This window comes from Streptomyces sp. S.PNR 29 (assembly GCF_030386795.1).
Classification (GTDB): Bacteria; Actinomycetota; Actinomycetes; order Streptomycetales; family Streptomycetaceae; genus Streptomyces.
On sequence record NZ_JANUQM010000002.1, the window covers coordinates 828,617 to 841,664 of the forward strand.

Below are 13,048 nucleotides of genomic sequence, written 5' to 3' on the forward strand. Positions count from 1 at the left end.
GCCATGCATCCGGAGGTTCTGGCCATGCTGAGCAAGCCGAGGAAGCGGACACCGCACCGCGTCGCCGTCGTCGCGCCCTCGCCCGTGTCGATGTTCAACCTCGCCATCCCCGAGCTGCTCTTCGCGAAGGTCGAGGTCGGCGGCGCCCCCGGCTACGAGGTCACCGTCTGCACCCCGGAGCCCGGCCCGGTCGCCACGACCGGCGGCCTGGACCTCCACGTGGGCCGCGGACTGGACGTCCTGGATGGCGCCGACACCGTGCTCGTCGCGGGCACCGGCGAGCGGTACGCGCCGGATCCGCGCACCGTCGCCGCCGTACGCGCGGCGGCCGCCGCCGGCCGCCGTATCGCCTCCATCTGCAGCGGCGCCTTCGTGCTGGCCGAGGCGGGCCTGCTGGACGGCCGCAGCGCCACGACGTACTGGGAGCTGGCGGAGGAGCTGCGGGACCGCTACCCGGCGCTCGACCTGCAAGGTGACGTGCTGTACGTGCAGGACGGCCAGGTGCTGACCTCCTCCGGCTACGCCGCCGGTATCGACATGTGCCTGCACATGATCCGCACCGACTACGGTGCCGCCGTCGCCAACCAGGTCGCCCGGCTCGCCCTCGTCGCGCCCGTACGGCCGGGCGGCCAGACCCAGTTCACCCAGACCCCGCTGCCGCCCGAGCGCGGCACCGCCTGCGCCGACACCCGCGGCTGGGCCATGCGCAACCTCGACAAGCCCCTCACCCTCACCGACCTGGCCCGGCACGCGGGCGTCAGCGTCCGCACCCTCACCCGCCGCTTCCACGCCGAGAGCGGGGTCAGCCCCCTGCAGTGGCTGCTGCACCAGCGCATCGAGCGCGCCAAGGAACTCCTGGAGACCACCGGCCTCCCCATGGACCAGGTCGCCCGCGCCAGCGGACTCGGCACCGCCGACTCCCTGCGCGCCCACCTGGTCCGCCGCACCGGCCTCACCCCCAGCGCCTACCGCGCCCAGTTCACCCGCCTCGCAAGCGGGGCGGCCCCCGGCGCGTCCTCCCTCGCGTGATCGACGAACGCGTGACCGGCAACCGAGTGATCCGCGCCGCTCTGCCCGCCGAGGAGGAGACCATCGCCGCCCTGCACGCGCGGGCCCGGGCGACGTACTGCCCGGACGGCCTCCCCGACGACGGCACCGACTGGCTCGCCGCCTGGAGCATGGCCATCGCGCGGCCGGACGGGCACGTGCCGTGCGTCGTCGATCGGGGCCGCATCATCGGCCGTGGCGGGCCGACGGCAGGCGGACGGCCGTCCTCGACGTGCATGTGGACAACCGGCGGGCGCAGGCCTTCTACGCCCGGCAGGGCTGGGTCCCGGGCCCCGAGCACCCGCCCGCCGAGGAGGACCACCACCGGCGGGAATGAAGCCGACCGCTTGAATGTTCACGTACCAGCCGGAGAGAGTCTCCGTGCCCGTACGACCTGGAGAAGAGCCGTGACCCTGCGCGTCGAGATCTGGTCCGACATCGCATGTCCCTGGTGCTACGTGGGCAAGGCCCGCTTCGAGAAGGCGCTCGCCGCCTTCCCGCACCGCGACCAGGTCGAGGTGGTGCACCGGTCGTTCGAGCTGGACCCGGGCCGCGCCAAGGACGACATCCAGCCGGTCGTCGCGATGCTCACGAAGAAGTACGGCATGAGCGAGGCGCAGGCCGAGGCCGGTGAGGACAACCTGGGCGCCCAGGCCGCCGCCGAGGGCCTCGCGTACCGCACCCGGGGCCGTGACCACGGCAGCACCTTCGACATGCACCGCCTGCTCCACTTCGCCAAGGAGCAGGGGAGGCAGGAGGAGCTGCTCGACCTGCTGTACGCGGCGAACTTCGCCGAGGAGCGCTCCGTCTTCAACGACGACGAGCGGCTCGTGGAGCTGGCCGCCGCCGCCGGACTCGACGCGGACCGCGCCCGCAAGGTGCTCGGCGACCCGGCCGCGTACGCCGACGAGGTGCGCGCCGACGAGCGCGAGGCCGCGCAGCTCGGCGCCCGGGGCGTGCCCTTCTTCGTCCTCGACCGGACCTACGGCGTCTCCGGTGCCCAGCCCACCGAGGTCTTCGCGCAGGCGCTGAGCCAGGCGTGGGGCGAACGGTCGCCGCTGACACTGATCCAGGACGGTGACGCGGACGCGTGCGGACCGGACGGGTGCGCGGTGCCGCAGCGCTGAGCGGATGCGCAGGTCAGGGGCGATATATAAGCGCTCCTTCGCGTATCGACGTAGAAATGCGCAATGGACGGGGAGGTCTCCGGGCCTCAGAGTGGACCCATGGAGACCTTCGAGACCCTCGTCCGTGCCGAGTTCGCCCCGAAGAACACCTATCTGAACACCGCGAGCAAGGGGCTTCTCCCCGCTCGCACCGTGGACGCCGTGCGTGCCGCCCTGGAGCGGGCCGCCGCCGGGCAGCACACCGACATGTTCGCGGACGTCGAGGCGGCCCGGGCCTCCTTCGCCCGCCTGACCGGGGTGCCCGTCAGCAGGGTGGCGGCCGGCGCCTCGGTCGCCGTGTACAGCGGGCTGATCGCCGCGTCCCTGCCCGAGGGCGCCGAAGTCATCACCGCCGAGGGCGACTTCAGCTCCGTGGTGAACCCCTTCCACGTCCGCGGCGACCTCAAGGTGCGCGCCGTGCCGCTGGAGCGGATCGCCGAGTCGGTGCGGCCCGGCACCGCGCTGGTCGCCGTCAGCGCCGCCCAGTCGGCCGACGGCCGGATCGCCGACCTGCCCGCGATCCGCGCGGCGGCGCGCGAGCACGGCGCGCGTACCTACGTCGACGCCTCCCAGGCCGCCGGCTGGCTGGACCTGGACGCGGGCGTGTACGACTACACCGCCGCCGTCGCCTACAAGTGGCTCCTGTCCCCGCACGGGGTGGCCTTCCTGACCGTCCCCGAGGACTTCGGCGGGCTCACCCCGCTGTTCGCCGGCTGGGTGTCCGGGGAGCGTCCCTGGGACGCCTGCTACGGCCCCGTCGAGGAACTCGCCCACTCCGCACGGCGGTTCGACGAGAGCCCCGCCCTCTTCGGCTACGCCGGCGCCCGCCACTCCCTGGCCCTGCTGGAGGAGCTCGGCGTCGACGCCGTACGCGCCCATGACCTCGCCCTTGCCGACCGCTTCCGCGCGGGGCTCGCGGAGCTCGGCCACACACCCGTGTCCGCACCCGGCTCGGCGATCGTCTCCGTGCCCGGACTCGGCGACCGTCAGCCCGAGTTGAGCAGGGCCGGGATCGAGCTGTCCGACCGCGCGGGCAATCTGCGGGCGGCCTTCCACCTCTACAACACCCCGGCCGACGTCGACCGACTGCTGGACGTGCTGTCCGGCTGACCACACGACCGGGCGGGGCCTCCTGTCCCACACAAGGAGGCCCCGCCCGGTCTGATGTCACGCGATCACTTCACCGGAGTGAAGTCCCGCGCCCCGATGCTGCATTCTCCGGGGGCCGAGCCCCGGACCCCCGGCCGGGATCGGTTCACCGGACGGGAGTGAAGTCCCGCGCCCCGATGCTGCATTCTCCGGGGGCCGACCCCCGGACCCCCGGCCGGGATCGGTTCACCGGACGGGAGTGAAGTCCCGCGCCCCGATGAACTCCGGCCGCCGCACCGGCGCCGCGAACGGCTCCACCGCCGTGTTCTCCACGCTGTTGAACACGATGAACACGTTGCTGCGCGGGAACGGCGTGATGTTGTCGCCCGAGCCGTGCATGCAGTTGCAGTCGAACCAGGTCGCCGAACCGGCCTTGCCGGTGAACAGCTTGATGCCGTACGCGGAGGCCATCTTGGTCAGCGCCTCGTCGGACGGCGTGCCCGCGTCCTGCATCTGCAGCGACTTCTTGTAGTTGTCCTTCGGCGTGGCCCCCGCACACCCGAGGAACGTCTTGTGCGACCCCGGCATGATCATGAGTCCGCCGTTGGTGTCGTAGTTCTCGGTGAGCGCGATGGACACGGATACCGTCCGCATCCGGGGCAGCCCGTCCTCGGCGTGCCAGGTCTCGAAGTCCGAGTGCCAGTAGAAGCCACTGGCACCGAAGCCCGGCTTGACGTTGATCCGCGACTGGTGGACGTACACGTCCGAGCCGAGGATCTGGCGCGCCCGTCCGACGACCCGCTCGTCGCGCACGAGGTTCGCGAAGACCTCACTGATCTTGTGGATCTCGAAGACGGACCGGATCTCCTTGGACTGCGGCTCGACGATCGACCGCTCGTCGGCCCGGATCGCCGGGTCGGTGACCAGCCGGTTCAGCTCCTGCTGGTAGACGGCGACCTCGTCCTCGGTGATGAGCTCGTCGATGGCGAGGAAGCCGTCGCGCTCGAACGCCCCGAGGTCGGCGGGCTCGATCGGCCCGGGCGCGTCGGGAGCGCCCCAGACGACCGGGTCCTGACGCGGGATCGACACCTCGGTGGTGCCGCGGCTGGGGTACAGGTCGGTGACGGTCGTGGTCGTCACGGTGATCTCACACCTCCTCGGTGAGCAGCGGATAGACGCCGTTCTCGTCGTGGTCCTCCCGGCCGGTCACGGGCGGGTTGAACACGCAGATGCAGCGGAAGTCCTTCTTGATCCGCAGCGTGTGCCTCTCGTGTCCGTCCAGGAGGTACATGGTCCCGGGCGTGATGGTGTGCGTCTGCCCGGTCTCGTGGTCGGTCAGCTCGGCCTCGCCCTCCACGCAGACGACGGCCTCGATGTGGTTCGCGTACCACATCGACGTCTCCGTACCGGCGTACAGGATCGTCTCGTGCAGGGAGAAGCCGACCTTCTCCCGGGCCAGGACGATGCGTTTGCTCTCCCACGTCCCGGACGCGGATTTCACGTGCCGGTCGGTGCCTTCGATGTCCTTGAACGAACGGACAATCACGGTGCTGCGATGCCTCCTAGGTGGGTGTGATCACGCGGTTTCGCGCACGGCGCGGGCGAGGGTCTTCAGCCCCTCGTCCAGCTCCTCGGGTGTGATGGTGAGCGCCGGCAGCAGCTTGACGACCTCGCTCTCGGGGCCCGACGTCTCCACGAGCAGGCCGAGTTCGAAGGCGCGCCGTGCGACTCGCCCCGCCCGGTCCTTGTCGTGGAACTCCATGCCCCAGACGAGCCCGCGGCCCCGGTACTCCGCCACATCGGCCTGGTTCTCCTCGGCGATGGCGGCCAGCGCCTGCTCGACCTGCTCGCCGCGCTTGCGGGTCTGCTTCTCCATGGCCGACCCGTCGGTCCAGTAGGTCTCCAGAGCGGCGGTCGCGGTGACGAAGGCCGGGTTGTTGCCGCGGAAGGTGCCGTTGTGCTCACCCGGCTCCCAGATGTCCAGCTCGGGCTTGAACAGGCACAGCGACATCGGCAGTCCGTAGCCGCTGATCGACTTGGACACGGTGACGATGTCCGGCGCGATCCCGGCCTCCTCGAAGGAGAAGAAGGCGCCGGTGCGGCCGCAGCCCATCTGGATGTCGTCGACGATCAGCAGCATGTCCTGCCGGTGGCACAGGTCCTGCAGGGCGCGCAGCCACTCGGCGCGGGCGACGTTGATGCCGCCCTCACCCTGGACCGTCTCGACGATCACGGCGGCGGGCTTGTTGAGGCCGGAGCCCTGGTCCTCGAGGATCCGCTCGAACCACAGGAAGTCCGGGACCTGGCCGTCGAAGTAGTTGTCGAACGGCATGGGCGTGCCGTGCACCAGCGGGATTCCGGCGCCGGCCCGCTTGAAGGCGTTGCCGGTCACAGCGAGCGAACCCAGCGACATCCCGTGGAACGCGTTGGTGAACGACACGATGGCCTCACGCCCCTTCACCTTCCGCGCCAGCTTCAGCGCGGACTCCACGGCGTTCGTACCGGTCGGCCCGGGGAACATGACCTTGTACGGCAGGTCACGCGGGCGCAGGACGAGGTTCTGGAAGGACTCCAGGAAGGCGCGCTTGGCCGTCGTCGACATGTCGAGGCCGTGCGTGACGCCGTCCCGCTCCAGGTAGTCGATCAGCGCCCGTTTCAGGACGGGGTTGTTGTGCCCGTAGTTCAGCGACCCCGCTCCGGCGAAGAAGTCCAGGTACTCGTGGCCGTCCTCGTCGTACATGCGGCTGCCCTGCGCGCGGTCGAAGACGGTGGGCCAGCCGCGGCAGTAGCTGCGCACCTCGGACTCCAGGGTTTCGAAGACGCTGAGGTCGGGCTGGGTGATGGTCACGACGAATCGCTCCTCGGTGCGTGGGGGGAGGTTCAGGGGGAGTCGGGGGGAAGTTCAGAGGGAGAGGGGACCGATGCGGTAGAGGACCTCGGGGTCGTGCGGCCCGTCGGGGAACAGGCCCGCGTCGAACAGCACCTCGCGCTCCAGGCGGGCACCGCGCCGCTCGGCGAACGAGGTGAACAAGCGCTCGGAGGCGGTGTTGCCCGGCGCGATCGTGGTCTCCAGGGTGGTCACGGCGTGCTCGGCGACCGCCCGCGCGACCAGCCCGTCGAGCAGGGAGGCGGCGAGCCCGCGTCCCCGGTGCGCCTCGTCCACCGCCACCTGCCAGACGAGCAGGGTGCCGGGGCGGTCCGGCCGTATGTAGCCGGTCATGAAGCCGACCGGCTCACCGCGCTCGTCGCGCGCGACGGCCGATGTGGCGGCGAAGTCGCGGCACCACAGCAGATAGCTGTACGACGAGTTCAGGTCGAGGGTCTTCGAGTCTCTCGCTATCCGCCACAGCGCGGCTCCGTCCGCCACCGTCGGGCGGTCGATTTGCAGGTCTGCTTGTGCGGCAGTCATGCGAATTGAATTTACCGAGGGAAATTCAAAAATGCATCGCCGGATGGGGTTACGTACGAGCGGCTCATGTGTTATCACGCGGGCGCGTGGGTCCGCGCGAGAAGACGGAGCTACGCTGCGGTTTGTCCGGAAATTACCGGGCGAAACGATTCGGATGTGTAACGCGTCACAACCGTGTAACCCTCACAAGACCTGCCCGAATTGCGCCGCCCGGCGTTCGCAGAATCTTTGCGTTTAGGTCTGCGAAAAGCGGGCAGAAGAATACGGGAAGCTGATCTGAAATGAATTAAAGAATGGTGCGGAATTCAGGCCCCGGTCACCCCGTCGATACGCTCTCGCAGGATATCCGCGTGCCCGTTGTGGCGCGCGTACTCCTCGATCATGTGAATGAGCACCCAGCGCACACTGACCTCCACACCCGCCATCGGACCGTCGGCGATCCGCCCGGTGTCGTCCAGCGACCGCCCGGCGCACAGCTCCTGCCCGCGCGCGATCTCCCGCCGCCAGACCGCGAGCGCCTCGTCGAGGCCCCGCCCGGGGTCGAGCGCGTACCCGGTCTCCTCCTCGAAGACCGGCGGTACGTCGAGCCCGCCGACCACCCGCTGGAACCAGTTCCGTTCGACCTCGGCGAGGTGCTGCACCAGCCCGAGCAGGGTCAGCGACGAGGGCTCGGCGGGCGCGAGCCGGACCTGCGCGTCGTCCAGCCCGGCGCACTTCAGCGCGAGCGTGGCCCGGTGGAACGCGAGCCAGCTTTCGAGCATCGCACGCTCGTCACCCGTCATGAGGGGGATGGGGCGGCCGTCGGGGAGAGTCTGCGGGGTGTCGGTGGTCATGTCGGAAGCATCGCACGGGGCAGTGACAACGGCCGTGGAAAAGGGGCCCGTTGGGCGCGTCGCCCCGCCGGCCGGCTACCGCCAGGCAGACTCCACGGCCCTCAGCGCCCCCTGCACGTCCACGTCCAGTCCCTGCTCGCCCAGCGCGGAGCCCAGCGCCCCGAGGCACGCCCGCACGGCGGAGCGCGTCGCGTCGACCCCGTAGTGGTTGACCCGGATCATCTCCTTGGCCAGCGCACCCCCGCCCGCGGCCAGCGGCAACGAGGGGTCCGCCGCCAGGGCCCGGGCCACCAGCTCCGACGCCACGACTCCCGAGGGCACCCGGAGCGTCGTGGCGACCGGTGCCGCCTCGGAGGCCTCGTGCACATACGGCTCAAGCCCTCCGCCGAGCGCGCGGACCCCGGCCCTCGTGGCGGCCGCGGCCGCAGCGTGCCGCGCCATCACCGCGTCCAGCCCGTCGGCCTCGATCCGCTCCACACACGCCTCCAGCGCCAGCATCTCCAGCTGCGCCGGCGCGTGCAGCAGCGCCGTGCGCCCGCCGTCGATCCACCGCTCCTTCCAGTCCAGGAGCGACAGATACGACCGGCGCGGCGCCCTCGGGTTCGCCGCCATCCGCGCCCACGCCCGCTCGCTCACCGACACCGCCGACACCCCGGCGGGCCCGCCCATCGCCTTCTGCGCCCCGATCACGCACAGGTCCACGCCCCACGCGTCGGGCAGCACCGGCTCGGCGGCTATGGAGGCCACGGCGTCCAGGTAGAACAGCGCGCCGTGCTCCCGTATCACCTCGCCGATCTCCGCGACGGGATTGGTGTTCCCGGTCGCCGCCTCGGCGTGCACCAGCGACACGAAGTCGATCTCCGGGTGCTCGGCGAAGGCCTGGCGTACCCGGTCGGCCGTCACCGCCGTGTGGAAGGGCACCGGCAGGTCGATCACCGTCGCCCCGCAGTCCCGCAGCCAGTTCCCGAAGGTCTGTCCGTACGGCCCCGTGATGACGTTCAGCGCCGTCGTCCCCGGCCCGGACGCGGAGCGGATCGCGCCCTCCAGGGGCAGCAGCGCCTCGCCCTGCATGATCACGACGTCCTGTTCGGTGCCGAGCAGCCGCGCCACCCGGTCCTCGATGGAGGCGAAACGGTCGGCGCTCAGCGGGGCCAGGTCCAGGAAGGGGTGGGTCACGGCGATGCTCTCTTCGCTCACGGGGGTGGTTTCCGGTCGCTGTGGGCAGACGAAGTCGAGGGTAGCCGGACCCCCTTGACCCCCTCCGACCGGCGGTTTCTTAGGTCGGGCCGCACTGTTGCCATCGGTTTGGTTTGGGATACTCAAACTTTTCCTTATAATCGGAACCCATCATTCCCTGACAGGAGGCCCCAGTGATCACGCTCCTCGGGCGCCGAGCGCGCGTTTTGGCCGCCACGACCGCGACGGCTGGGCTGGTGCTCGTGGCCGGCTGCACCTCCACCGACGGCGGCGGCAGCGGTTCGAAGACGGCCGCGGGCGGCGTGGAGCTCGTCAAGGCGGGCCAACTCACCACCTGCACCCACCTGCCGTATCCGCCCTTCCAGTCGGAGGTCGACGGCAAGGTGCAGGGCTTCGACGTGTCGCTGATCGACCTGGTCGCCAAGGACCTGGGCGTGAAGCAGGACATCCTCGACACGCCGTTCGAGAACTTCAAGACCGGTGCGTTCCTCAACTCCGGCGAGTGCGACCTCGCCGCGGCCGGCATGACCATCACCGAGGAACGCAAGAAGAACGTCGACTTCTCCGACCCGTACTTCAACGCCACCCAGGCGGTGCTGGTCGGCAAGAAGAGCGGCATCGGCTCCTTCGCCGACCTGAAGGGCAGGAAGCTCGGCGCCCAGGCGCAGACGACCGGCGAGGACTACGCCAAGAGCAAGGGCCTCGACCCGGTCTCCTTCGAGTCCTCCGACGCCGTCCTCAACGGCCTGCGCACCGGCCAGGTCCAGGCCGTGGTCATCGACTACCCGGTCGTCCAGGGCTGGCTGAAGGACAAGGCCAACGCCGGTGCCTTCAAGGTCGTCGACAACCTCGACACCGGTGAGCAGTACGGTTTCACGGTGAAGAAGGGCAACACCAAGCTCCTCGCCGCCATCAACAAGGCGATCAAGGACGCCGAGGCCGACGGCACGTACAAGAAGCTGTACGAGAAGTGGATCGGCCCGTACGACGAGTCCGCGGCATCGCCCGCCGCCTCATGACCGACACAGCCACGACCGAGGTCCAGCCGAAGAAGAAGGGCATGACCCGGCGTCAGAAGCGCGGCGTGTCGCGCGGCGTCCAGTACGCCGTCTTCGTCGCGGCCGTGATCGCCTTCGCGGTCTCGGCCGACTGGGGGCGACTGCAGAACCAGTTCGCGCAGGCGGACATCGCGGAGCGGATGTTCCCGGACGTCATCACGCTGGCGCTGAAGAACACCGTGCTCTACACCGTGTCCGGCTTCGCCGTCGGCCTGGCCCTCGGCATGGTGATCGCGCTGATGCGGCTGTCGTCCGTCGGCCCGTACCGCTGGCTCGCCGGGATCTACATCGAGATCTTCCGCGGCCTGCCCGCCCTGCTGATCTTCATCTTCATCGGTGTCGCCGTGCCGCTGGCCTTCCCCGGCACCGAGATCATCGGCGGGACGTACGGCAAGGTCGCCCTCGCGCTCGGCCTGGTGGCCGCCGCGTACATGGCGGAGACGATCCGCGCCGGCATCCAGGCCGTCCCCAAGGGGCAGATGGAGGCGGCCCGCTCGCTGGGCTTCTCCCCGGCCCGCGCGATGGTCTCGATCATCATCCCGCAGGCGTTCCGGATCATCCTCCCGCCGCTCACCAACGAACTGGTCCTGCTCTTCAAGGACTCCTCGCTGGTGCTGTTCCTCGGGGTGACACTGCAGGAGCGGGAACTGTCCAAGTACGGCCGTGACCTGGCCAGCCAGACCGCCAACTCCACGCCGATCCTGGTCGCCGGCCTGTGCTACCTGCTGGTCACGATCCCGCTCGGCTTCGTCGTTCGCCGTATGGAGGCGAAGGCCCAGGAGGCCGTGAAATGAGCCGTCCGGAGATCGAAGTACGCGACCTGCACAAGTCCTTCGGGGACAACGAGGTGCTGCGCGGCATCGACCTGGAGATCCGCCGGGGCGAGGTCGTCTGTGTCATCGGCCCGTCCGGCTCCGGCAAGTCGACCCTGCTCAGGTGCGTGAACCTGCTGGAGGAACCCACCAGGGGCCAGGTCTTCGCCGGCGGCACCGAACTGACCGACCCGGACGTCGACATCGACGCCGTACGCCGTCGGATCGGCATGGTCTTCCAGCAGTTCAACCTGTTCCCGCACCTGACGGTGACCGAGAACCTCACGCTGCCGCAGCGCCGGGTGCTGCGCCGGGACAAGGCGACGGCCGCGCGGGTCGCCGCCGAGAACCTGGCGCGGGTCGGCCTGTCCGAGAAGGCGGACGCCTACCCGTCCTCCCTCTCCGGCGGCCAGCAGCAGCGCGTCGCCATCGCCCGGGCGCTCGCCATGGGCCCCGAGGTGATGCTGTTCGACGAGCCGACCTCGGCGCTCGACCCGGAGCTGGTGGGCGATGTCCTCGCGGTCATGCGCATGCTCGCCCAGGAGGGCATGACCATGATGGTCGTCACCCATGAGATGACCTTCGCCCGCGAGGTCGCCGACCGGGTCGTCTTCATGGACGGCGGCGTGATCGTCGAGGACGGCACCCCCGAGCAGGTCATCGGCAACCCCCGCCACGACCGTACCCGCCACTTCCTCTCCCGCCTCCTCGACCCGGCGATGGCCGAGGTGGAGGAGGCGCCGGACCGGATGGGCCAGGCCACCGACTAGGGTCTTGCGCGGCGACCGACGGAGACGCGGCAGATGCGCGTGCCAGGGCCCGCGACGCCGAGCTGATCCGGATGAAACGCCCTGGTGCCGGGGCACTAGGGTGCGGTACATGAGCGATCGCGCGGTGCTGCACGTGAAGGGCCGGGTGCTGGTCGGACCCGACGAGGTCCGCGACGAGCTGTGGGTCGTCGACGGCCGGATCTCCTATGACCGTCCCGTCGGCGTCCGTGACGTCCGCACGGTGGAGGGCTGGGCCCTGCCCGGGCTCGTCGACGCCCACTGCCACGTGGGCCTCGGCGCGCACGGCCCGGTCGACCAGGACGTCGCCGAGAAGCAGGCGCTGACCGACCGCGAGGCCGGCACCCTGCTGATCCGCGACGCGGGCTCGCCCTCCGACACCCGCTGGATCGACGACCGCGAGGACCTCCCGAAGATCATCCGCGCGGGCCGGCACATCGCCCGCACCCGCCGCTACATCCGCGGCTACGCCCACGAGATCGAGCCGGAGGACCTGGTCGCCTACGTCGCCCAGGAGGCCCGCCGGGGCGACGGCTGGGTCAAGCTGGTCGGCGACTGGATCGACCGCGAGGTGGGCGACCTGTCGGCCTGCTGGCCGCGGGACGCGGTCGAGGCGGCCATAGCTCAGGCCCACCGCCTGGGCGCGCGCGTGACCGCCCACTGTTTCGCCGAGGACTCGCTCCGCGACCTGGTGGAGTCCGGCATCGACTGCATCGAACACGCCACGGGCCTCACGGAGGACCTGATCCCGCTCTTCGCGGAGCGCGGGGTGGCGATCGTCCCGACCCTGGTCAACATCGCCACCTTCCCCAAGCTCGCCTTCGGCGGCGAGACGAAGTACCCCCGCTGGGCGGACCATATGCGCCGGCTGCACGCCACGCGCTACGACACCGTCCGCTCCGCCTACGACGCCGGCATCCCGGTGTACGTCGGCACGGACGCCGGCGGCACCCTGCCCCACGGCCTCGTGGCGGCCGAGGTCGCGGAACTGGTCACGGCGGGCATCCCGCCGGTCGAGGCCCTCTCGGCGACGACCTGGGCGGCCCGGAAGTGGCTCGGCCGTCCCGGGCTGGACGAGGGCGCGGCGGCGGACCTCGTCGTCTACGAGGCGGACCCGCGTGCGGACGTCCGGGTACTGGCGGCACCGCGCCGCGTGGTGGTCAACGGACGGATCGTCGACTAGGCCGTGTCCGCAAAGTCCCTCCTGCCCCGCGACGCCTGGCACGCTCCCCCAAGCTCTTCGAGCAGGGGGGACCCCCAGAGCACGCACCAGACGCCGCAGGGCCCGCCCTCCGGGCGGACGGAGGGACTTTGCGGACACGACCTAGGACTTCAACCCGCCCCTCACCACCGTCCGCACCCCCGCCGAGGAACTCGGCCGCGCCGCCGTACGCATCGCCCTGCGCGACCCCGAGCACGCCGCCGGCACCCACCACCTGCTCGGCACCCACATCGTCGTACGGCGTAGCGGCGCCCCGCCCCCGGCGATCACCTGAGACGGAGGACCCACCCCCGTATGACCGCGCCGCATGTGTCGCCGACCAACGGACCGACGCACCTGCCGCACCTTCCCGGCAGCGCCGACCCGCGGACCCCGTACTCCGGGGCGAGCGCGGAGGCCGGCACCGACGGCACCGTGGAGATCCGCT

13 protein-coding genes and 2 pseudogenes are annotated in these 13,048 nt (G+C 70.7%); 9 read left to right on the forward strand and 6 right to left on the reverse strand.

The genetic code is table 11. The annotated features are described in order from the left end of the window. Nucleotides 1–24 precede the first annotated feature (24 nt). The 4 genes and pseudogenes from NW895_RS08415 (at nucleotide 25) to NW895_RS08430 (ending at nucleotide 3,323) form a co-directional block, all read left to right on the forward strand. Nucleotides 25–1,029 carry a helix-turn-helix domain-containing protein gene (locus NW895_RS08415; protein ID WP_289934704.1) on the forward strand — a complete coding sequence of 335 codons (1,005 nt, stop codon included), beginning with the start codon at nucleotides 25–27 and terminating at the stop codon, nucleotides 1,027–1,029. Further along, nucleotides 1,026–1,384 (forward strand): annotated as a pseudogene (locus tag NW895_RS08420) (GNAT family N-acetyltransferase). Before NW895_RS08415 ends, NW895_RS08420 begins: the two are co-directional and overlap by 4 nt. Nucleotides 1,385–1,460: 76 nt before the next feature. Next, nucleotides 1,461–2,174, forward strand: a complete 714-nt coding sequence (locus NW895_RS08425) for a DsbA family oxidoreductase (protein ID WP_289934831.1) — start codon at nucleotides 1,461–1,463, stop codon at nucleotides 2,172–2,174. A 99-nt stretch (nucleotides 2,175–2,273) separates the two neighbouring features. Continuing rightward, entirely contained in the window at nucleotides 2,274–3,323 is a 1,050-nt protein-coding gene (locus NW895_RS08430) for an aminotransferase class V-fold PLP-dependent enzyme (RefSeq protein ID WP_289934705.1), read from the forward strand. A 225-nt stretch (nucleotides 3,324–3,548) separates the two neighbouring features. Here NW895_RS08430 and thpD read toward each other — a convergent pair whose 3' ends face one another. From thpD to NW895_RS08460, 6 genes are all read right to left on the reverse strand, one after another. Continuing rightward, a complete protein-coding gene (thpD, locus tag NW895_RS08435) occupies nucleotides 3,549–4,448 on the reverse strand; it encodes an ectoine hydroxylase (protein WP_289934832.1) in 900 nt (299 codons plus the stop codon). Between the two features lies 1 nt (nucleotide 4,449). Next, nucleotides 4,450–4,848 carry an ectoine synthase gene (locus NW895_RS08440; protein WP_289934706.1) on the reverse strand — a complete coding sequence of 133 codons (399 nt, stop codon included), beginning with the start codon at nucleotides 4,846–4,848 and terminating at the stop codon, nucleotides 4,450–4,452. A gap of 30 nt (nucleotides 4,849–4,878) precedes the next feature. Beyond that, complete coding sequence (ectB, locus tag NW895_RS08445; protein ID WP_289934707.1) at nucleotides 4,879–6,150, reverse strand: diaminobutyrate--2-oxoglutarate transaminase; 1,272 nt, start codon at nucleotides 6,148–6,150, stop codon at nucleotides 4,879–4,881. A gap of 54 nt (nucleotides 6,151–6,204) precedes the next feature. After that, a complete protein-coding gene (ectA, locus tag NW895_RS08450) occupies nucleotides 6,205–6,711 on the reverse strand; it encodes a diaminobutyrate acetyltransferase (protein WP_289934708.1) in 507 nt (168 codons plus the stop codon). A gap of 305 nt (nucleotides 6,712–7,016) precedes the next feature. Then, nucleotides 7,017–7,544 (reverse strand): DinB family protein, encoded by a 528-nt coding sequence (locus NW895_RS08455; RefSeq protein WP_289934709.1) that lies wholly within the window; start codon nucleotides 7,542–7,544, stop codon nucleotides 7,017–7,019. Between the two features lie 75 nt (nucleotides 7,545–7,619). Then, nucleotides 7,620–8,720: an aminotransferase class V-fold PLP-dependent enzyme gene (locus NW895_RS08460; RefSeq protein ID WP_289934833.1), complete on the reverse strand. Its 1,101-nt coding sequence runs from the start codon at nucleotides 8,718–8,720 to the stop codon at nucleotides 7,620–7,622. Nucleotides 8,721–8,914: 194 nt separating this feature from the next. Here NW895_RS08460 and NW895_RS08465 point away from each other — a divergent pair, with 194 nt between their 5' ends. The 5 genes and pseudogenes from NW895_RS08465 to NW895_RS08485 all read left to right on the forward strand — a co-directional run. Next, nucleotides 8,915–9,760, forward strand: a complete 846-nt coding sequence (locus tag NW895_RS08465; RefSeq protein WP_289934710.1) for a basic amino acid ABC transporter substrate-binding protein — start codon at nucleotides 8,915–8,917, stop codon at nucleotides 9,758–9,760. Beyond that, nucleotides 9,757–10,593, forward strand: coding sequence for an amino acid ABC transporter permease (locus NW895_RS08470; protein WP_289934711.1), 837 nt, complete (start codon nucleotides 9,757–9,759; stop codon nucleotides 10,591–10,593). The genes NW895_RS08465 and NW895_RS08470 overlap by 4 nt, the downstream gene beginning before the upstream one ends. Then, nucleotides 10,590–11,381, forward strand: a complete 792-nt coding sequence (locus NW895_RS08475; RefSeq protein WP_289934712.1) for an amino acid ABC transporter ATP-binding protein — start codon at nucleotides 10,590–10,592, stop codon at nucleotides 11,379–11,381. The genes NW895_RS08470 and NW895_RS08475 overlap by 4 nt, the downstream gene beginning before the upstream one ends. A gap of 109 nt (nucleotides 11,382–11,490) precedes the next feature. After that, the gene (locus NW895_RS08480) at nucleotides 11,491–12,582 is read left to right on the forward strand and encodes an amidohydrolase family protein (RefSeq protein ID WP_289934713.1); all 1,092 of its coding nucleotides are present in this window, start codon (nucleotides 11,491–11,493) and stop codon (nucleotides 12,580–12,582) included. A 145-nt stretch (nucleotides 12,583–12,727) separates the two neighbouring features. After that, a pseudogene (locus NW895_RS08485) lies at nucleotides 12,728–12,895 on the forward strand (substrate-binding domain-containing protein); the annotation flags it as partial. Nucleotides 12,896–13,048: the final 153 nt, after the last annotated feature.

Bases quoted from the DNA above. Each gene is read 5' to 3' on its own strand.
- NW895_RS08475 (WP_289934712.1), top strand. From the start codon at position 10,590: ATGAGCCGTCCGGAGATCGAAGTACGCGACCTGCACAAGTCCTTCGGG.
- NW895_RS08455 (WP_289934709.1), bottom strand. From the start codon at position 7,544: ATGACCACCGACACCCCGCAGACTCTCCCCGACGGCCGCCCCATCCCC.
- ectA (WP_289934708.1), bottom strand. From the start codon at position 6,711: ATGACTGCCGCACAAGCAGACCTGCAAATCGACCGCCCGACGGTGGCG.
- NW895_RS08415 (WP_289934704.1), top strand. From the start codon at position 25: ATGCTGAGCAAGCCGAGGAAGCGGACACCGCACCGCGTCGCCGTCGTC.
- NW895_RS08430 (WP_289934705.1), top strand. From the start codon at position 2,274: ATGGAGACCTTCGAGACCCTCGTCCGTGCCGAGTTCGCCCCGAAGAAC.
- NW895_RS08470 (WP_289934711.1), top strand. From the start codon at position 9,757: ATGACCGACACAGCCACGACCGAGGTCCAGCCGAAGAAGAAGGGCATG.
- NW895_RS08480 (WP_289934713.1), top strand. From the start codon at position 11,491: ATGAGCGATCGCGCGGTGCTGCACGTGAAGGGCCGGGTGCTGGTCGGA.